This is a genomic window from Bauldia sp. (assembly GCF_020442045.1).
Lineage (GTDB): Bacteria > Pseudomonadota > Alphaproteobacteria > Rhizobiales > Kaistiaceae > Bauldia.
The window spans coordinates 1-23,369 of sequence record NZ_JAGRLA010000159.1 but is presented as its reverse complement, the minus strand read 5'-3'; the positions used below and the strand labels follow the sequence as shown (position 1 = coordinate 23,369).

Here is a 23,369-nt window from a genome sequence, read left to right as displayed (position 1 = left end):
CGATTGGGACGGATGGAGCGGGCGGCGAAAGCGGACTGCTTTCGGGGTCAGGCCGCACCGGTCCGGATCGATCGTGCGAAGGCGACCCACAGCGCGGCGATCATCAAGCCACCGGCGAGCATGAAGGTCAGCCGCATCCCGTCGGCGATGGCGACCGATGAGGCGTGGTCGAAATCGGTTGTGCCGGCGCCCAGCGCGAAGACGGCGCCCATGGCCGATGCGCCGGCAATCAGCCCGAGATTGCGCGAGAGATTCAGCAATCCCGAAATGAGCCCGCGCCTTTCCTTTGCGACTTCCGTCATGACCGCGGTGTTGTTGGCGGCCTGGAAGAGCTGGTAGCCCGGCGTCAGGATCGCGATCGCCGCGACATAGCCGCCGACGCCGAAGACACCGGGCAGGAGCGACAGCGTGAACGCGCCGGCCGCCAGCATGGCGAGACCGATGCCGAGCACGCGTCGCGCCCCCCATCGATCGACCGCCCGGCCGGACGGCACGCCGGTGAGGATCGAAACCACGGGACCGATCGACATGACGAGGCCGATCGGGATGTCGCCCAGGCCCAGCCCGAGACCGAGATAGAAGGGGCCGACGACGAGTGTCGTCATCATCACCGCGGCGACCAGGAAATTGGTCAGGAGGTGGCGGAGATATCGTCCGCCGCGGCGGACCGTGGCGAAAGCCGGCCCGGGCGATGTCGCGCCGACTCCACCGCGCCGCAGCCCCGTCCAGGTCAGGACCAGGGTTGCCAGCGCGACGGGAGCCTGGACGAGAAAGATGCCGCGCCAGCCGGCGACGGCGATCAGGACGCCTCCGAGCGCCGGACCGAGTGCCGTTCCGATCGCCGAAGCGGTGCCCAGCAAACCCATCGCCTGGCCCATGCGTCCTTCCCGCGCGGTCTGGCGGATGAGGGCGATGCTCAGGGTCATCACGAAAGCCGCGCCGACACCCTGGAGCGCCCGCGCCGCGATCAGTGCCGCGAGGGTGGGCGCGGCGCCGCAGAGCAGGGAGGCGACGGCGAACAGGGCGAGTCCCGCCAGGTGCATGCGCCTCAGGCCGAGGATATCGCCGAGGCGGCCGGCGAAAACGACCAGGAGGGTCAGGGACGCAAGATAGGCGATGACGACCCATTGGACGTGATGGAAGGGCGCCGCGAAGGCCCTCGAGAGCGCCGGCAGCGCGATGTTGGCGATGCTGGTTCCCAGCGACGCCAGCAGCATCGAGAGGGCGAGGGGCAGCAGGATGGGCCACTGCCTTCCGGTGCCGCCAGGCGATGACGGCGGCGTCTCCATATCCATGTCTCCACTTGCCTTCGGAGTTGCGGTAGGGCACCCTAGGACCTCAAGTCGCCTTGAGGTCAAGATGCGATTCCTGGATATTGGCGAAGTGTCCGAACGGGCCGGCCTCCCGCCCTCGGCGTTGCGCTATTATGAGGAGATCGGGCTGATCGCCTCGGTCGGCCGCAACGGGCTCAGGCGTCAGTTTCCGCCCGAGGTCCTGCTGCAGCTCAAGCTGATCGCGATGGGGAAGGCGGCGGGATTCTCGCTCGACGAGATCGCAGGAATGTTCGGCAGCAACGGCGAGCCCGATCTGCCGCGCGCGGTCCTGCGCGACAAGGCGGACCAGCTCGACCGGCATATCCGCGAAATGACCGCGCTTCGGGATACCTTGCGCCATGTCGCGGATTGTCCCGCCCCCTCGCACATGGAATGCGCGACCTTCCGGCGCCTTGTCGCCGCCGCCGGACGCCGCCGGCGTGGCCGCGGACGGTCATCGCGGGGCTAGGGCGGTTCGTCGCGCGTCCACCGGCTAAGAAATGGTATCGTGCGATCGAACGGTGAGAGAAATCACAAGATCACGGAGACAGGGTGTGATGGATTTTCTGACGGATGCCTTTCTGGTCGATCCGGAGACCTTCGACGGACCGGTGCTCGTCACCGGGGCGGGCGGATGTATCGGAGCCTGGGTCCTTGCGATCCTGACGCGTTCCTCCGTCCCGGTTGTGGCATTCGACCTCAGGGACGATCGCCGCCGCCCGTCGCTGATGCTGGGCGAGGAGGGCGCTGCGGCATTGACCTGGGAAACCGGCGATATCGCCGACGCCCGGCGGCTGACGGAGGTGGCGGAACGTCACGGCATCCGCTCGATCATCCATCTCGCCGGCCTGCAGGTTCCGTTTTGCAAGGCCAATCCGGCGGCCGGCGCGCGCGTCAATGTCGAGGGCACGATCAATGTCCTGGAGATCGCGCGTCACGCCGGTCTCAAGCGGATCGCCTATGCCAGTTCCTCGGCGGTCCACGGGATGCCGCCGGGAGGTCCGGTTCTGGCGACGCTCTATGGTGCCTATAAGCTCGCCAACGAATACACCGCCAAGGTCTTTTGGCTTGATTGGGGCGTGCCCTCGGTCGGCATCCGTCCGAACGTCGTCTACGGCGTGGCGCGCGATCAGGGGATGTCAGCGAGTTTCACGGTCGCCATCGCCAAGGCGGTGCTGGGCGAGGCTTACGAGATTCCGTTCAACGGCCCGATCAGCTGGCTCTACGGCGGCGAGGCCGCGTCGGCGTTTATCGGGGCGGTGAGGCGCGACGGCGATGAAGCTCATGTCTTCGATCTGAATGGCGGCTCCGAGACGATCGAAAATGGTCTGAAGATCCTGTCCGAGCTTGAGCCCGACCACGGTATCTCGATATCGGGGCAACCGCTGGCCATCCCCCATGACCTGGACGACGAACCGATCAGGGCCCATCTCGGGGATCTGCCGTCGATCTCGCCCCGACACGGCATCGAGCAGACCCACCGGGCGTTCCAGATGCTCCGATCGCAGGACCGGCTCACCGCGACCGCGTAGTCGCCGGGGCGTCGCCGCCTTTGGTTCGGGGTCGGCTTTCGGCGACAAGAAGCCGTCAGCGATGTTGATCTTCCGTCGGCTCGAGACAGGGCCATCGTGATCAGCGTGAAGTACGGACATGCTGGTTGGGTGGCGGAATAAGCAGGCCTTTCCTGTTCTCCGATGTCGTTACCGCAAAGTTCTCTGGCCCCCAATCGCTGAAGAAGTCATGGGCGACTCTTATGAATTTCCTGACGAATGCCGGTTTTATGTGTCCATAAACGTCGATCACGACCACTTGCGGCGCGGGAATCTTCTCCTGCAGCGGACGTCGAGCTATTTCGGGAGGATCGGCCGCGACCAGGGGCGAAGGCCGGAGGTTGAGAAGGGTGGGGCCGAACTTCAGGACGACAGCGCTGCGAACCGCCTCGTAGGATCTGGACCGGAAACAGACCTTCGGACGCTTGGCCAGGATGTCGAACGCAGCCATCAGAAATTCCTCGGTATGCGGCATGTCCAGCAGAACAAGGTCGCGTTGGGCAATTTCCTTGAGGCTGATTTCCTTCTTTCTGGCCAGCGGATCGTCCGCATGGATCGCGACATGCCGAGGCACCTTGCAAAGGGGCGTGGCGCTGCCGGGGTAATGGGGGCCGATGTCGTAGGCCATGACGACGTCCACCGTGCCGTCACTTAGCCAGTCATAGAGCTCCGTGACGTCACCTTCCTTGAGCTCGATCTCGAGCGGTCCGGTAGCGTCGACGAATTTTCGAACAAGTGCGCTCATGAAGAGCGAACTGAAAGGCCGGAAGCAGCCGATCCGAACACGCGCCGGCGTCGCGTAGGATTGTGGGCCGACACGTTGGACGAACTCGTCCTGGGCGTGCAGCAGGCTGCGCGCGGCCGTAATGAACCTTTCTCCATGGGGCGTCACCTGGGTGCCTTTGGACGCCATTCGGAAGAAGATCATCGCGCCGAACTCGCTCTCGGCATGCGCAATCGCCGCGAGGATCGACGACGTTGAAATCCTGTGGTGTTTCGCGGCCGCCTGAACGCTCCCCAATTCCGCGACGGCACAAAGATAGGACAGATGGCGAAGCGACACGTTCATGCCATCTGTTTTATTTTATGTAAGAAGGGTAGTAAATATTGCACTTTTTGGATCGCCTGACGCTTGTTATCCAAATGCCATGGAACAAGGCGTCGACGCAGCGAGGGTCGTCGGGGAACGCCGGGGTGGCGGGAGCGCGGCACATCCGTCCGCCGATGCATCCGACGTCTGCCGCATGGGGGTCGCGGACCTCACTACCGCATATCGCAGCGGTGCGCTGTCCCCGGTGGAGGTCGTGCGCGAGGTCCTGGACAGGGCTGAAATCGTGGATGCCCGGTTCAATGCCTTCGTCACCATCGACCACGAAGGGGCGATGGCGGAGGCCAAGGCGTCCGAACAGCGCTGGCATGCAGGCGCTCCAGCTTCCGGGATCGATGGCGTCCCGGCGACGATCAAGGACATCGTGGCGGTTCGCGGCCAGCCCATGCGCGCGGGGAGCAGGGCGACGGAGACCCTTCCGCAACCTGTGGACTCGCCCGCCGTTGAGCGCCTGCGCTCGGCAGGAACGCCGATCCTTGGACTGACGACCACACCCGAATTCGGATTCCAGGCGATCACGGAAAGCCCCTTGACCGGTATCACCTCGAATCCCTGGGACAGCCGCCTGACGCCGGGAGGGTCGAGCGGCGGCGCCGCGGTCGCCGCGGTGACCGGTGCCGGTGTGCTGCATTTGGGAACCGATGGTGGCGGCTCGATCCGTATACCGGCTGCTTTCACCGGAATTGCTGGATTGAAGCCGAGTTACGGTCGTGTGCCCGCCTATCCGCCGAGCCCCTTCGGCACGCTCGCGCATCTGGGTTCGATGGCGCGTGACGTGGCGGATGCGAGAGCCATGATACAGGTGATCGCGGGGCGGGATGCCCGGGATTGGTACCAGCAGAGTGGCGACTTTCCGCCCATCACGGACCGAGCGTTTCATTTCAAGGGCGCGCGGGTGGGCTTGTGGGCGGCTCCCGCAAGTGGCGGCGTCGACCCGGAATTGGCCGCAGCCTGCGAACAGGCCTGTCGCCTGATCGAAGAGGCCGGCGCGGTGATCGAAGAGATAGCGCTGCCTTCCTTTCCCTTGCTCGAAATGTTCACGACGCACTGGTATGCGGGGGCGGCGGCGCGGCTTGCGGCCATAAAGCCGGAACAACGCCAGGTCTGCGACCCCGAATTCCTTTTGATCGCCGGTGAGGGCGCCGCGCTCTCGGCGCAGGACTATTGCTCGATGTCGGCCATGCGCGCCGAGTTCGGGCGCCAGATGGACCTCCTGTTTTCGGCCTATGACGTCATCGTGTCGCCGGCAACGCCGATTGCGGCGTTTCGCACGGGCGCCCAGGCGCCCGCGGGTAGCGGTTATCGGCGCTGGACGGACTGGGCAGGCTTCAGCTTCCCTTTGAATCTGTCACAGCAGCCCGGCTGTGTCGTCCCTTGCGGCATGGTTTCCGGCAATCGCCCCGTCGCGCTGCAATTCGCGGCGCCGCGGGGGTTCGATCACGTGGCCTTGTCGGCCGCCGTCGCTTTCGAGGCCATGGCCGGAACCGAAAACATAACTAAAGACCATGGGAGCAACAGAAATGAAAACTCGTGAGTTCGATGTATCTGGAACGCCCGAAACGCTTGCTCAAGTCCATCCCGTTATGACCGGTAGAGTTAGCCGCAGATTTTTTCTGCGCGCCGCGTCTGTTCTCGGCCTAAGCGTAGTCTCGCAGCCGATCCTTTCGAAGATTGCGGGTGACCTTCCGGCCGATGCCGGTTCCGCCGACAATATTTTCGTTGTCGCCTCGGGCTCGCCCGCGATCACCCTGGATCCCGGAACGGTGTTCGATGGCCAGTCCATTCTCCTGTGGCGTGGTGTCTATGAGAATCTGGTCACCTATCGCGACGACACGATCGAAATAGCGCCCGGGCTCGCGGAGAGTTTCACGGGCTCGGACGACGGGCTGACCTATACGTTCAAGCTGCGTCAGGGCGTGAAGTTTCACGACGGCGAGCCATTCAACGCCGCCGCGGCGAAGTTCAATATCGAGCGCATTCGAGCGATGAAGGTCGGCCTCGGCTATGTGTTCGAGGATGCCGAACTCGAGACGCCGGATGAGTACACGCTGGTGATCCGGCTCAAGACGCCGCAGGACGCCTTCCTTTCCAGCCTGGCCGGCATGTGGTCGCCCTATATGATCTCGCCCAAGGCAATCCGCGACAATACGGTCAACGATGACTGGGGCGCGGCGTGGCTGCGCTCGAACATGGTCGGAACCGGCCCCTACCGCCTGAAATCGTACCAGAAGGATCAGCAGGCGACCCTCGAACGTTTCGACGGGTATTGGGATACCTCGGGCGACGACCATTTCCAGGCCGTCGTCGTGCGGTACATCAGCGATCCTTCGACGCTGCAACTGGTGCTGCAGAGCAAGCAGGTCGACTCCGCCCTGTGGCTCCCCGACGATTCCCTGAATGCGCTTCAAGGCTCGCCGGACATCAATATGGACGAGTACCCGACATTCTCGACAACCTTCTTCATGATGAACTGCGCCAAGGGACCGACCGCGGACAAGCGGATCCGGCAGGCGATCGCCTATGCCTTCGACTACGATGCCTGGATAAACAAGATCAATACCGGCAGGCTGGTCCAGGCGCGGGGGCCCGTGGCGCGTGGATTGCCGAGCTATTCCGAGGACACACCGCAATACAGCCGCGACTTCGACAAGGCCAAGGCACTGCTGGCGGAGGCAGGTCACCCCGATGGCGGCTTCTCGCTCGATTATACCTATGAGACCGGCTATGCGTGGAAACGCGAGTTCGCGCTCCTCCTGCAGGCTAATCTGAAGGAGCTGGGCATTGATCTCAATATCTCCGAGATCAGTCCCGCCGCCTGGTTCGATCTGTTGCAGAATCCGGACAGCCAGCCGCATTGCTACGGGTTCATCTGGTTCGGATCTCTGATGGCGCGCGCCTACGACGTCATGCAGTTGATGTTCGGTAGCAATGCGCAAGGAAAAAATGGCCTCAATTGGGCCTATTACTCGAACCCGGAAATGGACTCTGTCCTAGCGGAGGCGGTCAAGGAGGTTGACGCCGAAAAGCGCATCGCCCTCTACAGAAAGGCGGAGAAAATGATCGTCGACGACTCGCCGGCGCTGTTCCTGAGCTATTCGAAATATCGCGTGCCCATCGTCAAAGAGGTGGAGGGATACATATCGAACCCCATGTACATCTACACCTATCCGTTCAATCGAATGAAGTTCGCCACCTGACGGGCAGGGAGCGACATGCTCTTTCTGATCGCAAAAAGGCTTCTGTTGATCGTCGTCGTCCTTGCCGGAATGAGCGTGATCACCTTTGGCCTGACGCGAATTATACCCGGCGACCCGGCCCGGCTCCTTGCCGGGCCGGAGGCGAGGGCCGAGCAGGTCGAGGCATTGCGTCAGCAGTACGGTTTGGACAAGCCCGTGCTCACGCAATATATCGATTACATCGGCGGGCTCTTCCACGGCGATTTCGGGCAGTCGCTCACCACACGGCGGCCCGTGACGGAGGATTTTGCGGAGTTCGTGCCGGCGACTGTCGAGCTGACGGCAGCCGCGCTTCTGCTCATCGTGTTTATCGGAATCCCGCTGGGATTCCTGTCTGCCCGGCGCCCCAACGGGGTGCTCGACCATTTTTCCCGCATCCTCACCGTCGCAGGCATGTCCATGCCCGTGTTCTGGCTCGGGGTTCTTTTCCAGATCATGTTCTTCAAATGGCTGGCGATCCTGCCTTCGGGAGGCCGGCTGGGACTTATCGAAAGCGCGCCGCCGCATGTCACCGGATTGTATACGGTGGATTCTCTGCTGGCCGGCGATTTCGGCCTGTTCAAGTCGGCGGTGATCCATCTGATCCTGCCGGCTTTCACGCTGGCGCTGGCGTCGCTGGCGACCATAACGCGGGTCTCCCGCGCCGCGGTGATCGGCGTGCTGCGAACCGACTATGTGCGCACCGCCTATGCCCGAGGCCTCTCGGAGCGGCAGGTCACGACCCGGCACGTGTTCAAGAATGCGATGATCCCGACTGTCACCGTGCTGGGCATGCAGATCGGAATCCTCTTGGGCGGAAACCTGATCGTCGAGGCGGTATTCAGTTGGCCCGGCATCGGTCTCTACGCGGTCAACGCCATCAAGAATCTCGATTTCGCGCCGATCATGGGCGTCATGCTGATCAGCGCCGTGGCCTATGTCACCGTCAACCTGATCGTCGATCTTGTCTATCTTCTGCTCAACCCCCGCATCACCTACGTGCGAGAACCCGGATGACGGTTCTCCTCGCTGATGCGGCGACAGCGCGGCAACGACTTAGGTCGCGTCTCCATTCTGTCTTCAGCCGCTTCCCGATCGGCAGGAGCCGCTCGGCCCAGATCGGCTTGATCCTGTCCTTGCTCGTTGTCTTCATTGCGATCGCCAGTCCCGTGCTGACTCCCTACGACCCGCTCGCGATCGACCCTGGGAGCCGGCTTCAGCCGCCGACGGTCGAGCATTGGTTCGGCACCGACCAGCAGGGCCGCGATGTGTTCAGCCGGACGATTGCCGGTAGCCGCATATCGATCGTGTCGGCGATGATTATCGTCGCCCTGGCGGTAACGATCGGAGTGACGATCGGCATTGTCGCGGGCTATGCCGGCGGCTGGGTCGACGAGACGCTGATGCGCATAGCCGACGTGTTCCTGGCTTTTCCTCCTCTTTTGCTTGCCATGGGTGTCGCCGCGGCTCTCGGGCCCAGCCTGAGCAACGCGATCCTTGCGACGTCACTGGTGTGGTGGCCGTGGTATGCACGCGTGGCACGGGCCGAAGCCTTGCATATCAAGCACGAGGGCTTCGTGGACGCTGCTCGCACCGTCGGCGCTTCCAATGCGAGAATCCTGCGGACCCACATCCTTCCCGTGGCGCGTACCCCCATCATCGTTCAGATCAGCCTGTCGCTGGGAGCGGCCATCGTCACCCTGGCGAGCCTGTCCTTCATTGGCCTCGGCGCGCAGGCGCCGACCCCGGAATGGGGAACGATGATTGCAGAAGGACGCGCTTACCTCCTCAACCAATGGTGGATTGTCACCGCTCCCGGCGTCGCGATCTTCGTCACCATCATGGCCTTCAACATTCTGGGCGATGGTGTTCAGGAAGTCCTCTCACCGCCCGAGAAATAGCCGTGACCGAACTTCTCCAGATAGACGACCTGGCGATCCGGTTTCGGTCATACGGCCACGATATCAATGTCCTGAACGGCGTTTCCTATTCCGTGGGGTGGAAGGAATCCGTCGGCTTGGTGGGCGAATCCGGGTCCGGCAAGAGCGTCACCAATCTCGCCGTTATGGGGCTGCTGCCGACGGCGGTCATCGATCGCGGCAGAATGCGTTTCGACGGGCAGGACATCCTGGCGATGGGGCCGGCGCGGCGACGGCGGCTGCGCGGGCGTCAGATCGGAATGATCTTTCAGGATCCGATGAATTCGCTCAATCCGGTGCTCAAGATCGGCCGGCAGATCGAGGAAGGGATCATACTGCATTTCCGCGTCTCGCGATCAGAGGCGAGGCGCAGGGCGGCCGATATACTGGCAAGGTGCGAGCTCTCCGACACGGACGTTCTGCTGAACAAGTACCCGCACGAACTGAGCGGTGGAATGTTGCAGCGCGTGATGATCGCCGCCGCACTTGTCCTCGAGCCGAAGCTGCTGATCGCCGACGAGCCCACCACCGCCCTGGATGTGACGGTTCAGGCCCAGATGCTGGACCTGATGTCGTCGCGGGTTCGCGAGGCCGGCGCTTCGATGGTGCTGATTTCGCATGACCTTGGCGTCGTTGCTTCGGTCACCGATCGGGTCAATGTGATGTACGCCGGCTCCATCGTCGAAAGCGGGCCGTCAATCGAAGTGTTCCTTCGCCCGATGCATCCGTACACCGTCGGCCTGGTCCACTCCATTCCAAGCCTGTCCGAGGATCGCGGTGTGGTGCCGATCGACGGTTCGCCGCCGGACCTCGCGGCGTTGCCTCCCGGCTGTCCTTTTGCGCCACGCTGCCGATGGCGGTTGCCGGTCTGCGACCGGATCAAGCCGGCGATGGAGCCGATCCATCGGTCAGGCGCCGCCGGCTCTCGCGCGATCGCCTGCCACAATCCTGTGAGCGATCGGGAAGCCGCAAGCGGAACGCCGGAGCCTCGTGCGGTGTCGGCAGGCGTCACTCAGGCCGATCGCATGGCGGGTTTGTGATGCAGCAGGCGGGAGAAGAGCATCCGATCCTCGATCTGCGCGACCTGCGCGTCACCTACCGGATTCGCAAACCCGGGCGGCTCTGGATTCGGAAGGCGGAGCTCCATGCGGTCCAAGGCGTTTCACTTTCGTTGCGGCGTGGCCAGTCCCTGGGCCTGGTCGGGGAATCCGGATCGGGGAAGAGCACCATCGCTCGCGCCGTGATGGGCCTGACGCCGGTGCGATCCGGTCAACTGCTGCTGGACGGAAAGGACATCACGGCGCGTGACGGCGCGGAGCGCTCCGCCAGCCGCCACCGCCTGCAGATGGTGTTCCAGAACCCCTATTCGAGTCTCAACCCGATGATGACAGTGCACGACATCGTCGCCGAGCCGCTGCGTATCTTCGTCCCCGAAGACAAGGGCAACCACGGCAAGCGGGTGCAGGAAATGCTGGATGCGGTGCACCTGCCGCGGGACGCCGCGCGGCGGTTTCCGCACCAGTTCAGCGGCGGGCAGCGGCAGCGCATCGCCATAGCGCGGGCGCTCGTGCTGCGTCCGGAGGTGATCATCGCGGACGAACCGACCAGCGCCCTCGACGTCTCGATTCAGGCGCAGATCATGAATCTCCTCACGGAAATCCGGAAGGAGCGGAAGCTCTCGTATTTGGTCATCAGCCACGATCTCGCGGCAATCCGCTACCTTTGCGACGATGTGGCCGTCATGTATCTGGGCGGGATCGTCGAGCAGGGCCCCACGCGTGACGTCTTCTCGATGCCCCGGCATCCCTACACCAAAGCGCTCCTTTCGTCCGTTCGCACCATCCAGGACGTGACGGACAAGAGTCGGCCCGACCAGCGCATTCTCCTGAAGGGTGATCTGCCGAGCCCGCTGTCTCCTCCTTCGGGCTGTCGTTTCCATACCCGCTGCTGGCTGCGGCATGAAATCGGGAACCCGCAGCGCTGCGCGGACGAAACACCTTCCCTCCGGACGTGTGGCACCGGAGCCGTGGCCTGCCATTTCAGCGACAGCTCCGCGCTCCACGCGAATCCACCCGCGGCGACGGCCGAAGCGCGAGGACAAGTGTCGTGAGAGGGGACGTCATCGTCACCGGCGGCGCGGGGCTTGTCGGCCATGCCGTGCGGCAGCGCCTCGAAAGGGAGGGAATGTCGTGCATGGCCGTCGATCTGGTCCCGGCCGAGGTCGAGGGCCGGCCGGTTCTCGGCTGCGATCTTGTGGACATGCCGCGGCTGCGCGAACTGACTGCCGGGCGAGCCATCGCCGCCATCGTGCACTGCGGCGCGATGTCCGGCCCGAACGTCGGCCGGAATTCACCCCTGCAACAGGTGTCGGTCAACATCGTCGGCACGGCGAATATGCTGGAACTGGGCAGGGAGCTGGGAGTTTCTCGCTTTGTCTACGCCTCGTCCGTCAGCGCCTATGGCGACTGTCAGGGCGAGAACCTGGACGAGCAGACGCCGTTGCGCCCCACCAATGTCTATGGGGCGACCAAGGCCGCCTCGGAAATGCTGGTCATGGCCTATGCGGCGGATTTCCGCATCCGGGCCGTCAGCCTGCGTCTGTCGATGGTCTACGGGCCACGCCGGGAGACTGCCTGCTGCCTGCGCGAGATGCTGCTGAGCGGGCTGACCGGCGCGCCGATGCGGCTTCAATGGGGCCACGACCTGCGGCGGCAGCCGATTCATATCGACGACGCTGCGGCGGCCGTCGTCGCAGCCCTCAAGGCTCCCGGCTTCCGACAGGGCGCGTACAACATCACCGGCGGCGTGGCGGTCACGTTCGGCGAGGCGGCCGGGATCGTCCGTGACCTGCTGCCGCGCGCCGATATCCGGCTGGGTACGGGCATGGTGGAGGGGGACAACATCCAGGGGTCGCATTCCATCGCCGCCGCCGCGCGGGATCTCGGCTACCGGCCACAGGTCGAATTGCGCCGGGGCCTGGCCGGTTATGCCGATTGGCTGCGGGACAAGTCCCGGCCGACGCAGGACGGGGCGGCAGCATGACGGGGGTATCGCTCCATCCCGACGGCTTCTCCCTCGAGGGGCGCTGTGCGCTGGTGACGGGCGGCAGCAGCGGCATCGGCGCGGCCATCGCCGAGCTTTTTGTGCGGCGCGGAGCCACCGTGATCATCTGTCACCACCGCGATGGCGAGCGTGCGCAGGCGCTTTGCAGCCGCCTCGAAGGATTGGGAGCGGGGATCTGGCAATTCGACTGCGATGTGTCGGATGAGGATCAGGTCGCTTCGCTGGCGGATTTCGCGGAACGCGCTGCGGGCCAGGTGGACATCGTCGTGAACTGCGCCGGCATTGGCGGGGCTCTCGTCCATTTCGAGGAGATGACGCGGGCGGTCTGGGACAGGATGCTGGATGTCCACCTTCGCGGCACGATGCAGGTGACGCACGCCTTCTTCGGGCCGATGGTGGCGCGCCGGTGGGGACGGGTAATCAACATATCGTCCCAGCTTGCCCGAAAGGGGGCGGCCGGCCACACGCACTACTGTGCCGCAAAGGCCGGCGTCGAGGGGTTCACCCGGGCGCTCGCCCACGAGGGCGCTCCGCATGGCGTCCTGGTGAACGCCATCGCTCCCGGTCCCGTGGAAACCCCTTTGCTGCTGAGCCTGCCCGAAGAGTGGCGGGAGAACAAGCGCAAGGAACTGCCGCTCGGCCGACTGGGCGGCAGCGACGAGATCGCGCCGACCGCGCTGCTTCTCGCCTCCGCCGCCGGAGGCTTCTACGTCGGCCAGGTGCTCTCGCCGAATGGCGGAGATGTGATGCCTTGAGGCCAGAGCGGGAGCACCATGCGACTTTTGGGTAAGACAGCTATCGTGACGGGCGCGTCTTCGGGCATCGGGCGGGGCATCGCGTTGCGGTTCGCGAGCGAAGGCGCCACGGTCATTGTCGCCGACATTCGCGATGCGCCTCGCGAAGGCGGCGAGCCGACTCAGCGAGAAATCGAGAATGCCGGCGGAACGGCCATCGCGATCCCCTGCAATGTGGCGGTCTGGGCCGATATCGATAGGCTGATATCGACCGCCGTCGCCCGGTTCGGCCGCCTCGACATCATGGTCAACAACGCCGCGGTCATCGGGCATCGAAAGCTTTGCGACACGTCCGAACAGGAATGGGATGCGATATTCGACGTCAACGCGAAGGGCGTCTTCATGTGCTGCAAGCGCGCCGTCCAGCAGATGCTTCTCCAGACGCCGGTCGGCGATGCGCGGGGCCGGATCATCAACATCGGCTCCCAGCACGGCATCGTCGCGGCGCCGGGCAAGTTCGCGTACGGAGCCAGCAAGGCGGCAGCGCTCTACATCGCGCGGCAGATTGCGGTGGACTACGCGAAGGAGGGCATCATCTGCAATGCCATCGCGCCCGGCCGCATCCTGACAACCGGCCTGCCCGGTGAGACCGACAACGATCCTCACGACTATTCGGTGATGCGAACGCCCATGCCGCGGCTCGGCCGGCCCGCGGACGTGGCGGCGGCCGCGCTGTACCTGGCCAGCGATGAGGCGGGATACGTCACCGGGCATACGTTGATGGTCGACGGCGGCTGGATGGCATTCTGAGCGGGCGACAGGGGAAATTCACGATGGCGACGGATATCCGCGACTATGTTGGATACGGACGGCTCCCGCCCCACCCGCGTTGGCCGGGTGATGCGCGCATCGCGCTCAATTTCGTTCTGAACTACGAGGAGGGTTCGGAAAACGCCATCCCGGACGGGGATTCGTGGTCGGATTCGGCGCTGACCGAGCTTGCGAATTCGCCGGTGCCGCGCGGCCAGCGCGACCTCGCGGCGGAATCGATGTTCCGATACGGCAGCCGGGTGGGATTCTGGCGCATCATGCGCCTCTTCGCCGAGCGCGATCTGCCGATGACGATATTCGCCTGCGCCCAGGCGCTGGAGCGCAATTCCGAAGCGGCCGCCTTCATCGCCGCCTCACGGCACGACGTCTGCTGCCATGGCTGGCGCTGGATCGAACACTACAAGCTCGACGAAGCGGAAGAACGCCAGCACATTCGGCGCGCCATCACCAGCCTGGCCAGCACGGTGGGATCGCGGCCGCTCGGCTGGTACTGCCGCTACGGGCCCAGCGACAACACCCGCCGGCTGCTGGTGGAGGAGGGCGGTTTTCTCTACGACAGCGACGCCTATGACGACGAGTTGCCTTACTTCGTGTCAGTGGCCGGTCGACAGCACCTCGTGGTGCCCTATTCGCTGACTCACAATGATGGCAAATTTGCCGACGGGACATTTGCCACCGCCGACGACTTCTTCGGCTTTCTGCGCGACGGGTTTGACCTCCTCTATCTGGAGGGTGGCGACCGGCCGCGCATGATGTCGGTCGGGCTGCATGCCAGGCTGATCGGCCATCCCGCCCGGGCCATGGGGCTCGTCCGATTTCTGGATCACGTCCAGCGCCACGACCGCGTCTGGATCTGCCGCCGCGCGGATATCGCGGAGCATTGGCTGGCGACCCGGCCCGTAACTTGATGATGAGCCGCAAGATGAGTGTGCAGGAACCTCCCGTTCTTCATGGAAAAATCGGAAGCCTCGAGCATGAATCGCCTGTTCGCGCCTCCATCCTTGCCAATGTCGACAAGGCGTTTGACAGGCAGGTGGCGTTCCTTTCGTCGCTCGTCAGGTGCAAATCCCTGAGGGGACTCGAGCGTGGCGTGCAGGAAGTCGTCGAGGCTGCGCTGCGCGAGCGCGGTTTCGATGTCAGGCGTGTCGGCATCGATCGGGCGCTGATAGGCAAGCATCCGGCGTTCTCGCCAGCCACCATCGACTACGACGAGACCTGGAACGTCGTCGGCGTCAAGGAACCCGAAGTCGCCGGCGGCCGCTCCCTTGCGCTGAACGCGCATGTCGACGTCGTGCCGGCGGGAGATGCCGGGCGATGGTCGCTCGACCCCTTCGCTGGCGTTCGGGCAGGGGACTGGCTGTATGGACGCGGCGCCGGCGACATGAAGGCTGGCCTGTCCGCTCTGATCTTCGCCATGGACGCGATCGAGGCCGCGGAGCTGTCACTGACCGCCCCTGTCCAGATTCAGTCGGTGGTCGAAGAGGAGGTCACGGGCAATGGCGCAGCCGCGATGCTGCATGCCGGTTATGTCGCCGATGCGGTCCTTATCCCGGAGCCCACGGACGAAACGCTTGTGCGCGCGAATTCCGGCGTCATCAAATTCCGGATCACTCTCAGCGGCGTTCCCGCGCATCCGAGGGAAATCGGTGTCGGCGTAAGCGCCATCGATGCGGCCTTCCGGATTATGTCCCATCTGCGTCGTCTGGAGCACCGGTGGAACGAGGAAAAGGGCAATCATCCCGGCTTCCCGGACGTGGCGAATCCTGCGGCCCTGACAATCGGTACCATTGCCGGCGGCGAATGGCCCGCGTCGCTGCCCAGCTCGTGTAGCTTCGCCGGCAGGATCGGCTTCTATCCCGGCGACGATCAGCATGAACGCGTTCGTGAATTCGAGCGCTTCGTCGCCGAGGCGGTGGAACAGGACGAGGTCTTGAGGAGTTGTCCGGCGCCGGTCGTCGAATGGGTCGGCGTCATCCAGGCGGGCTACGCGCTGGAGCCCGGCACGGAGGCCGAAGCGTCGCTGGCCCGCGCGCATGAGGCGGCCCGCTCCGCCGGTAGCTCGCTGGGGTCCGCGATCATGGCCTGCTACCTCGACTCCGCCATCTTCGCCGTCCACGGCGACATCCCCTCGCTGGTCTACGGACCGGCGGCCGAAAACATTCACGCGATAGATGAGCGCGTAAATCTTCCGTCCCTGCTCCGCGTCACGAAAACCATCGCGTTGTTCGTCGCGGAGTGGTGCGGCACCAGAAGCATGTCCATCAAATAAGCCGGCCGCGACCCGATATCAGCTCCAGATTGTCCCGGCCCGCCCGCCGGCATTGCAGGCAGAATCCCGATGAACGCACAGCGCTACCGATACGAGGACCTTGTGGACTTCTCGGCCCGGTTGCTGGAGTGCGCAGGGCTTCCGGTCGAGCGGGCCAGGGTCGTGGGCTCCCTTTTCATCGAGGCCGACCTGCTCGGCTATTCCACACACGGGATGCAGCGGCTGCCGACGAATGTGGAATGGCTGCTGAAAGGGGAGACCAGAAAGGACGGCGACCATCGCGTCGAGGCCTCCACCCCGGCCTGCGAGACATGGGATGCGGATTTTCTTCCCGGCCCATGGATCACGGCCAGGGCAGTGGACCGGGCCTGTGACATGGCGGCCGAGGTCGGAGTCGGCACGGTCGTGGTGCGCCGTGCTCAGCATGTCGCCTGCTTGGCCTCGTATCTCGAGCGGGCGACGCGGCGGCGGATGATGGTCACCCTCACCGCGAGCACGCCCACCGAGGCGGTGGTCGTACCGCATGGAGGATTGAGCCGGGTCTTTTCCTGCAATCCCAGCGCGGCCGGCATCCCGACGAATGCCGATCCGATCCTGATCGACACCACGGCGGCCATGTCCGCTCAGGGGCCGCTGTTCAGGGCCCGTCGCCTCGGTAGAAAGCTGCCGCTTCCGGTCATCGTATCGCAGGACGGCCGGCTGAGCGACGATCCGTCGGAGTTCGTCGACAGGGGCGGCGGGATCCTTCCCGTGGGCGGTTTGGAGCAGGGCCACAAGGGATTCGGCATGGCCTTGCTGACGGAAGCGGTATCCGGCGCCCTCGGCGGCTTCGGCCGATCCGGGCAGAGCGGTGACAGCGAAGCGAACGGCGTCTTCGTGCAGGCGATCGATCCGGCACATTTCGCCGGCCGTGAGACATTCGAGCGCGAAATGGGTTCGCTCGCCGTCCAGTGCAGGGCCAGTGCCGTGGCACCCGGACACGACGGCGTCCGGGTGCCGGGAGACCGCGCGCTGGCCCGCAAGCGCGACCAGCTTCGCGACGGCGTGGAACTCATCGCCCCTATCGTCGACGACATCTTGCCATGGGCAGGGCGGCTGGGCTGTCCCTTTCCCGCCCCTGTCGAACCGCGGCACCGGAAACCCGCCTGAGCGGCAGGACGGACATCGCGATCTGGAAGGAACCAACAATGCCAAGGATAAACGGTGAGCGGCTCATTCAAAGGCTGCGGAAATTAGCAACCTTCGGTGCCTACGAGACCGGCGTTCATCGTCCCACTTATTCGCCGCAGGATATGGAGAGCCGCCGATGGCTGGTCGATCAGTACGAGAGCGTCGGCCTCTCGGCGCATATCGACGGAGCGGGCAACGTCTTCGGGCGCTCGCCGCGGCCGGGGCCGGCCATGCTGATAGGCTCGCACTCGGAATCGCAGAATCATGCCGGCTGGCTGGATGGCGCGATGGGCGTGATCTACGGACTTGAGATCGCCCATGCCTTCAGCGAAAGCGAGGCGTGCCGGAACATGGCCATCGATCCCGTGGCCTGGTCTGACGAGGAGGCGCATTTCGTGCCTTTCCTCGGCAGCCGCTCCTTCGTCGGCGATCTGGGGCAGGCGGAAATCGATGCGGCGCGCAGCCGCACCGGTCAGTCATTGAGCGAGGCGCTGAGGGAGGCGGGGCTCGACAAGCTCCCTCGCGAAACCATCCGGCCGGAACGTTATGCGGGCTATCTCGAAGCGCATATCGAACAGGGCGATTCACTGGAGGCGACGGGCAAGCGGCTTGGCATCGTCACTTCGATCGTCGCGATCTGGCAGTACAGGATCACCATCGATGGCGTCCAGAATCATGCCGGCACCACGCGGATGGCCATTCGCAAGGATGCGGGGATGGCCGCGGTCCGTCTGGCCAGCCTGATCGACGCGAATTTTCCGAAGGCCGCCGGCACGCGGTCCGTCTGGACCATGGGGCGCCTCGATCTCGAGCCCGGCGCGCCGAGTATCATCCCCGGCCGGGCGACGATGCTCTTCCAGTTCCGCGATGACGAGGACGCGACCCTCCTGAGGCTCGAGGAAACGCTGCACGGCCTGGTGCGGGAGGCATCGCAGATGACGGGCTGCGAGATGAAGATGGAGCGGATCGCGGCCGGCCAACCCCTCCACATGGAGGCCTCGTTCCAGGAGGCCCTGCTCGCCGCAGCGCGTGAGCACTGCCCGGACGGCTATGTGCGAATGCCGAGCGGCGCCAGTCATGATGCGCAGATCCTGGGTCGGACGATCCCGGCCGGGATGCTGTTCGTCCCGTCGATCGGCGGCATCAGCCATCACTGGACGGAGGACACGGACGAGGCGGACCTGATCCTGGGCTGCCAGGTTCTGGCGGATGCGGCGGAGCGCATTCTGGCAAGCCGATAGACCGCGCCACCGAAGGCACGACACGAAGAGGACGGATGAGCATGTTTGACCTTGTGATCAGAAACGGACTGGTGGTGAATGCCGACGGTACCCAGAGCGCGGATGTCGGTATCGCGGGCGAAACGATCGTGCAGGTGGGAGGCGACATCGCCGGAGCGGCCCGCGAGATCGATGCCGGCGGCCTTTATGTGATGCCCGGCGGCGTAGACGTTCATACCCACCTGGATCTCGATCTTCCGGGTTTCCAGACCGCCGACGACTTTCGCACCGGCACGATCGCGGCGGCCTGCGGCGGCACCACCACCGTCCTGGATTTCTGCCAGCAGCGGCACGGCCAGTCCCTGCGCGAGGCGCTCGATATCTGGCACGCCAAGGCAGGCGGCAAGGCCGTCACGGACTACGGCTTCCATATCGTCATCACGGACATGAACGCGGATGTCGAAAAGGAGTTGGCCGAGCTTCCATCGCAGGGGATCACCAGTTTCAAGCTTTTCATGGCCTACAAGGATGCGCAGATGGTCGACGACCGCACCATGCTGCGCGTCTTCGACGTGGCACGGACCGAAGGCGCCCTGGTGATGGTCCATGCCGAGAATGGCGATGCCGCCGACTATCTGATCGAGAAGGCAGTGGCGGCCGGAAACCTCTCGACGATCAACCATGCCCTTACGCGTCCTCCCCGCGTGGAAAGCGAGGCGACGGGACGGGCCATCGCGCTGGCGGAGCTGGCCGGCGCGCCAGTCTATATCGTGCACCTGACCTGCGGGGATGCGCTCGACGCCGTGATCGCGGGGCGCCGGCGCAATGTCGACGTGATCGCGGAGACGTGCACGCACTATCTTTTCGGGACGCAGGACGACCTGGCGCGTCCGGATTTCGAGGGGGCGAAATGGATCCTGACCCCGCCGCTCCGCACCCGCGAGGATCAGGAGCTGCTTTGGCGGTCGCTCGGCAACGGCACCCTCAGCGTGGTGTCCTCCGACGATGTGAGCTGGCCTTTCGATGAGCAGAAGCGGAAGGCGGACTTCACCAAGATCCCGAACGGCGCGCCGGGGATCGAGGAACGGATGATCATGACCTATCAGGGCGTCAACCGGGGCCATTTCAACGTCAACCGCTTCGTTGAGATCGTCTCCACCAATCCCGCGCGCCTTTTTGGCCTGGCACCGAAGAAGGGCGCGGTCGCGGTGGGAGCCGATGCCGACATCGTCCTGTGGGACCCCGAGGCAGAAACGGTCATCACCCAGTCGAAGCTGAACCACGCTGTCGACTTCACGCTTTTCGAGGGGCAGAAGGTCAAGGGTCTGCCGTCTTCCGTCATCCGGCGAGGCGAGGTCATCGTCGAGAATGGCAGGTTCTGCGGAACGCCAGGTGGCGGCCAGTTCGTCAGGAGGAGTCGCTATCGCCGCTGAAGTGCCGGACGCCTGGCCCCAAGCGGACGCCGGCCGACGTCACTCCGCGATCGGAAAGGCGAAGCTCGCCTTGACGCGGTCCATCACGACCATGGTCTTGAAACCCTTGATGTCGGGGTTTTCATAGAAGAATCGGCGTGTGAACTGCTCGTAGCTTTCCATGTCCCTTGCGGTGACGATCAGGATGAAGTCCGCGTCGCCAGTCACGTAATATCCCAGCATCACGTCGCGGCTGGACCGGATCGACGACTTGAAGCGGTCGACGATGTCCGCGCGCTCCCGTTCGAGCGAGACGAGCACGACCATCGTCACCGGACGGCCGGCCGCCTTCGGGGAAACGATAGCCACGTCGGCCTCGATGACACCTTCCTCCCGCAAGCGCTTCAGTCTTCGCTGGCAGGCGGTCGGAGACATGTGCACGATCTGCGCCAGGTCTTCCGAAGTCAGGCGATTGTTTCGCTGAACGGCCTCGAGCAAGGCGACGTCTACGCGGTCGAGCTTCATGCTTGCATAAATCCTGCGCCGAAACGGAAACATCAGCAGGATCATGGCTATATTCAAGCTTGTTCGCAGTCAATCGGCGTTCCGTCGGGCTAACATGAAGCCGAAATCCTTCCGTGTCTTCGCAGGTGTGCTTCATGCAAGGGGTTGCGCGGTCGGCGCTGAAAAGGCTTTGCCGGCCGGAGCTGTTCGAGCGCAGGGCCTATCTGAACGGTTCCTGGGTGGAGCGCGGCGAGACGATGCCGGTGATCGACCCGGCAACCGGGGAAAGGATTGCGGATGTGGTCGCCTGCGTCTCGGATGACGTGGACACCTGCGTTCGCGCGGCCCGCGAAGCTTTCCTCGAATGGCGCCATGTGCTGCCCGCCAGGCGGGGGGAAATCCTGCGTACATGGGCGGCGGGCATGCGTGCCTCGACGGAGGACCTCGCCGTCATCATGACGGCGGAACAGGGAAAGCCGCTGGCGGAAGCGAAGGGCGAGATCGCCTATGCCGCGACCTTTCTCGACTGGTTCGCCGCTGAGGGCGAGCGGGCCTACGGCGAGACGATCCCCAGCCACATTCCCGGAAGCCGGCTGTCGGTGCAGATGCAGCCGGTCGGGGTCACCGCAGCGATCACGCCGTGGAATTTCCCCTCGGCGATGATTACCCGCAAGGCCGGCGCCGCGTTGGCGGCCGGCTGCGCCATGATCGTGAAGCCGGCGCCCGAGACGCCGCTTTCCGCGCTCGCACTTGCGCGTCTGGCGCTGGAGGCAGGCATTCCCGGAGGCGTGTTCCAGGTGGTCACCGGCGAGCCGGTGGCACTGGCGCGGCGCCTTCTCGACCTGCCGGAGGTACGCGCATTCTCCTTCACCGGCTCGACGGAAGTTGGCCGCGCCCTGCTGGAGCGTTCCGCCAGAACTGTCAAGAAGGCGTCGCTGGAACTCGGGGGGCATGCGCCCTTCGTCGTCTTCGACGACGCGCCGCTGGATACCGCCGTCGCCGGCTGCATGGACGCGAAATTCGCCACGTCCGGGCAGGACTGCCTGGCCGCGAACAGAATCTATGTGCAGCGCGGCATCTACGAGCCCTTCGTCGACGCCCTTGCGCAGGCAGCACGCCGTCTCAAGGTGGGGCACGGCCTGGAAAGCGGGACCGATATCGGACCGATGACGCGCCCGTCGGTGGCCGAGAAATGCCGGCACCAGATTGCCCAGGCACTGGCTGCCGGCGCCCGGCTCGCGGCCGGAGGCCAGGACAGTCCGCTAGGTGGCAATTTCGTCGTGCCGACCGTGCTGGCGGACGTCACTGAAGACATGCTGATCGCGCGTGAGGAAACCTTCGGACCCGTCGCCGCGATCCTGCCCTTTGACGGCGAGGACGAGGTGATCGCGCGCGCCAACGACACCGAGATGGGTCTCGCCGCCTATGTCTACACCAGGGATCTGGCAAGGACGATGCGTCTCTCTGACAGGCTGGAATACGGCATGATCGCCGTCAACACGCCCAGGTTTACCGGCGCACCCGTTCCCTTCGGAGGCTGGAAGCAATCGGGCCTTGGCCGCGAGGGGGCGCGTCACGGCCTCAATGAATATCTGGAACCGAAATACATCTGCCTCGGCAATCTGGCGGCTTGAAAGGACCTGCAATGGCAATCGACATCGAACAGATCAACGAGCTCGACAGGAGGAGTGTCCTCCATCCGTTCACGCGGCTCAAGGATCATGCCACCGGCAAGGCCGGTGCTCCGACGATCGTCGAGACGGGTAAGGGCATCCGCATTCAGGACGCGCATGGCAACCAGCTCATCGACGGATTCGCCGGGCTCTATTGCGTCAATATCGGGTATGGCCGCACGGAGGTAGCGGAGGCGATCTCGCGCCAGGCCCATCGTCTTGCCTACTATCACTCCTACGCCGCTCACACCACGGACGAATTGGCGATCCTATCGGACCGTCTGGTGCGGATGGCTCCGGGCAGAATGAGCAAGGTGTTCTACGGAATGTCCGGCTCGGACGCCAACGAGACGCAGGCGAAGCTGGTCTGGTACTACAACACGCTGCGCGGCAAGCCGAACAAGAAGATCATCATCTCCCGCGAGCGCGGCTATCACGGCTGCACCGTCATGGCCGGATCGATGACCGGAATGAGCTTTTATCACGACCATATGGGCCTGCCGCTGCCGCAGGTGGTCCATACCGGCGTCCCGCATCATTACTGGGGCGCCGAGGCAAGAGAGACCGAGCTCGAATTCTCCGCCCGTCGCGCCAGCGAGCTGGATCAACTCATCGAACGCCTCGGCCCGGAGAATGTCGGCGCCTTCATCGCCGAGCCGGTGCTGGGCACTGGCGGCATCACCCCGCCGCCGGAAGGTTATTGGCAGGCGATCCAGCCGGTGCTGAAGAAGCACGACCTCCTGCTGATCGCCGACGAGGTGATCACCGGCTTCGGTCGCACGGGATCGATGTTCGGTTCGCAGCATTACGGAATGGAGCCGGACCTCGTCACCATCGCCAAGGGCCTGACCTCTGCTTATTTCCCGCTTTCGGCAGCGATCGTCGGCGAGAAGGTCTACAGGGTCATGGAAGACGCCGCCGATCGTGTCGGATCGTTCTCGCACGGTTACACCTATTCCGGCCACCCGATCGGGGCCGCCGCTGCGAACGCGGTCCTCGACATCGTCGAGAGGGAAGATCTGCCCGGCAACGCGCGCGAGGTGGGTGCCTATTTCCAGGGGCAGCTCAAGGCCCGGTTCGCGCAGTTGCCAATCGTCGGCGAGGTCCGTGGCGTTGGCCTGATGGGGGCCGTCGAATTCGTGGGCGAACGCGAGAGCAGGAAGCGCTTCGATGCTGCCCTCAAGGTAGGCGCACGCGTTTCCAAGGCGGCTCGCGATCGTGGCCTTATCGTGCGCGCCATGCCACATGGCGACATTCTGGGCTTCTCCCCGCCGCTGATCGCAACGCGCGGTGAGGTCGACGAGATCGTATCCATCGCCGAATCCGCGGTTCGGTCGGTGATGGACGAACTGGCGCGCGACAAGCTCATCTGAAGCCCGGCAGCCAGG

The 23,369-nt window shown here is 64.5% G+C and carries 21 protein-coding genes; 18 read left to right on the top strand and 3 right to left on the bottom strand.

The features are described 5' to 3' along the window. Nucleotides 1-47: 47 nt before the first annotated feature. On the bottom strand, nt 48-1,289 hold the full coding sequence (locus KDJ86_RS17625; protein WP_291748835.1) for an MFS transporter: 1,242 nt from the start codon (nt 1,287-1,289) through the stop codon (nt 48-50). Nucleotides 1,290-1,359: 70 nt separating this feature from the next. On the opposite strand from KDJ86_RS17625, the gene KDJ86_RS17620 reads away from it, so the two are divergent. Together KDJ86_RS17620 and KDJ86_RS17615 are read left to right on the top strand one after the other, a co-directional pair. Continuing rightward, on the top strand, nt 1,360-1,782 hold the full coding sequence (locus KDJ86_RS17620) for a helix-turn-helix domain-containing protein (protein ID WP_291748833.1): 423 nt from the start codon (nt 1,360-1,362) through the stop codon (nt 1,780-1,782). Between the two features lie 88 nt (nt 1,783-1,870). Continuing rightward, complete coding sequence (locus KDJ86_RS17615; RefSeq protein WP_291748831.1) at nt 1,871-2,845, top strand: NAD-dependent epimerase/dehydratase family protein; 975 nt, start codon at nt 1,871-1,873, stop codon at nt 2,843-2,845. A 100-nt stretch (nt 2,846-2,945) separates the two neighbouring features. On the opposite strand, the gene KDJ86_RS17610 is transcribed toward KDJ86_RS17615, so the two are convergent. Next, nucleotides 2,946-3,932 (bottom strand): LysR family transcriptional regulator, encoded by a 987-nt coding sequence (locus KDJ86_RS17610; RefSeq protein WP_291748828.1) that lies wholly within the window; start codon nt 3,930-3,932, stop codon nt 2,946-2,948. On the opposite strand from KDJ86_RS17610, the gene KDJ86_RS17605 reads away from it, so the two are divergent. The 14 genes from KDJ86_RS17605 to hydA all read left to right on the top strand — a co-directional run bounded on the left by KDJ86_RS17605 (nt 3,931) and on the right by hydA (nt 19,825). Beyond that, nucleotides 3,931-5,505, top strand: a complete 1,575-nt coding sequence (locus tag KDJ86_RS17605; protein WP_367116841.1) for an amidase — start codon at nt 3,931-3,933, stop codon at nt 5,503-5,505. The genes KDJ86_RS17610 and KDJ86_RS17605 overlap by 2 nt on opposite strands. Next, a complete protein-coding gene (locus tag KDJ86_RS17600) occupies nt 5,492-7,168 on the top strand; it encodes an ABC transporter substrate-binding protein (protein WP_291748824.1) in 1,677 nt (558 codons plus the stop codon). The genes KDJ86_RS17605 and KDJ86_RS17600 overlap by 14 nt, the downstream gene beginning before the upstream one ends. Nucleotides 7,169-7,183: 15 nt before the next feature. Continuing rightward, a complete protein-coding gene (locus KDJ86_RS17595) occupies nt 7,184-8,203 on the top strand; it encodes an ABC transporter permease (RefSeq protein ID WP_291748821.1) in 1,020 nt (339 codons plus the stop codon). Further along, nucleotides 8,200-9,087: an ABC transporter permease gene (locus KDJ86_RS17590; RefSeq protein WP_291748819.1), complete on the top strand. Its 888-nt coding sequence runs from the start codon at nt 8,200-8,202 to the stop codon at nt 9,085-9,087. The genes KDJ86_RS17595 and KDJ86_RS17590 overlap by 4 nt, the downstream gene beginning before the upstream one ends. 2 nt (nt 9,088-9,089) lie before the next feature. Next, the gene (locus KDJ86_RS17585; RefSeq protein WP_291748816.1) at nt 9,090-10,145 is read left to right on the top strand and encodes an ABC transporter ATP-binding protein; all 1,056 of its coding nucleotides are present in this window, start codon (nt 9,090-9,092) and stop codon (nt 10,143-10,145) included. Next, nucleotides 10,145-11,215 carry an ABC transporter ATP-binding protein gene (locus KDJ86_RS17580; RefSeq protein WP_291748812.1) on the top strand — a complete coding sequence of 357 codons (1,071 nt, stop codon included), beginning with the start codon at nt 10,145-10,147 and terminating at the stop codon, nt 11,213-11,215. The genes KDJ86_RS17585 and KDJ86_RS17580 overlap by 1 nt, the downstream gene beginning before the upstream one ends. Further along, entirely contained in the window at nt 11,116-12,147 is a 1,032-nt protein-coding gene (locus tag KDJ86_RS17575) for an NAD-dependent epimerase/dehydratase family protein (protein ID WP_367116840.1), read from the top strand. The genes KDJ86_RS17580 and KDJ86_RS17575 overlap by 100 nt, the downstream gene beginning before the upstream one ends. Next, nucleotides 12,144-12,923 (top strand): SDR family NAD(P)-dependent oxidoreductase, encoded by a 780-nt coding sequence (locus KDJ86_RS17570; protein WP_291748806.1) that lies wholly within the window; start codon nt 12,144-12,146, stop codon nt 12,921-12,923. The genes KDJ86_RS17575 and KDJ86_RS17570 overlap by 4 nt, the downstream gene beginning before the upstream one ends. Nucleotides 12,924-12,941: 18 nt before the next feature. Then, nucleotides 12,942-13,712 carry an SDR family NAD(P)-dependent oxidoreductase gene (locus tag KDJ86_RS17565; protein ID WP_291748804.1) on the top strand — a complete coding sequence of 257 codons (771 nt, stop codon included), beginning with the start codon at nt 12,942-12,944 and terminating at the stop codon, nt 13,710-13,712. Nucleotides 13,713-13,735: 23 nt separating this feature from the next. Continuing rightward, a complete protein-coding gene (locus tag KDJ86_RS17560; protein WP_291748802.1) occupies nt 13,736-14,641 on the top strand; it encodes an allantoinase PuuE in 906 nt (301 codons plus the stop codon). Beyond that, entirely contained in the window at nt 14,614-16,002 is a 1,389-nt protein-coding gene (locus tag KDJ86_RS17555; RefSeq protein ID WP_291748799.1) for an ArgE/DapE family deacylase, read from the top strand. The genes KDJ86_RS17560 and KDJ86_RS17555 overlap by 28 nt, the downstream gene beginning before the upstream one ends. A 69-nt stretch (nt 16,003-16,071) precedes the next feature. Continuing rightward, entirely contained in the window at nt 16,072-17,151 is a 1,080-nt protein-coding gene (locus KDJ86_RS17550) for an Ldh family oxidoreductase (protein WP_291748797.1), read from the top strand. A 38-nt stretch (nt 17,152-17,189) separates the two neighbouring features. Further along, complete coding sequence (locus KDJ86_RS17545; RefSeq protein WP_291748796.1) at nt 17,190-18,413, top strand: Zn-dependent hydrolase; 1,224 nt, start codon at nt 17,190-17,192, stop codon at nt 18,411-18,413. A 41-nt stretch (nt 18,414-18,454) separates the two neighbouring features. Beyond that, nucleotides 18,455-19,825 (top strand): dihydropyrimidinase, encoded by a 1,371-nt coding sequence (gene hydA / locus KDJ86_RS17540; protein WP_291748793.1) that lies wholly within the window; start codon nt 18,455-18,457, stop codon nt 19,823-19,825. Nucleotides 19,826-19,864: 39 nt separating this feature from the next. Here hydA and KDJ86_RS17535 read toward each other — a convergent pair whose 3' ends face one another. Beyond that, the gene (locus tag KDJ86_RS17535; RefSeq protein ID WP_291748790.1) at nt 19,865-20,374 is read right to left on the bottom strand and encodes an Lrp/AsnC family transcriptional regulator; all 510 of its coding nucleotides are present in this window, start codon (nt 20,372-20,374) and stop codon (nt 19,865-19,867) included. Between the two features lie 89 nt (nt 20,375-20,463). Between KDJ86_RS17535 and KDJ86_RS17530 the strand changes: the two genes are divergently transcribed. Together KDJ86_RS17530 and KDJ86_RS17525 are read left to right on the top strand one after the other, a co-directional pair. Then, the gene (locus KDJ86_RS17530) at nt 20,464-21,942 is read left to right on the top strand and encodes an NAD-dependent succinate-semialdehyde dehydrogenase (protein ID WP_291748788.1); all 1,479 of its coding nucleotides are present in this window, start codon (nt 20,464-20,466) and stop codon (nt 21,940-21,942) included. A gap of 11 nt (nt 21,943-21,953) precedes the next feature. Beyond that, complete coding sequence (locus KDJ86_RS17525; RefSeq protein ID WP_291748785.1) at nt 21,954-23,354, top strand: aminotransferase; 1,401 nt, start codon at nt 21,954-21,956, stop codon at nt 23,352-23,354. The last annotated feature ends 15 nt before the right edge of the window (nt 23,355-23,369 follow it).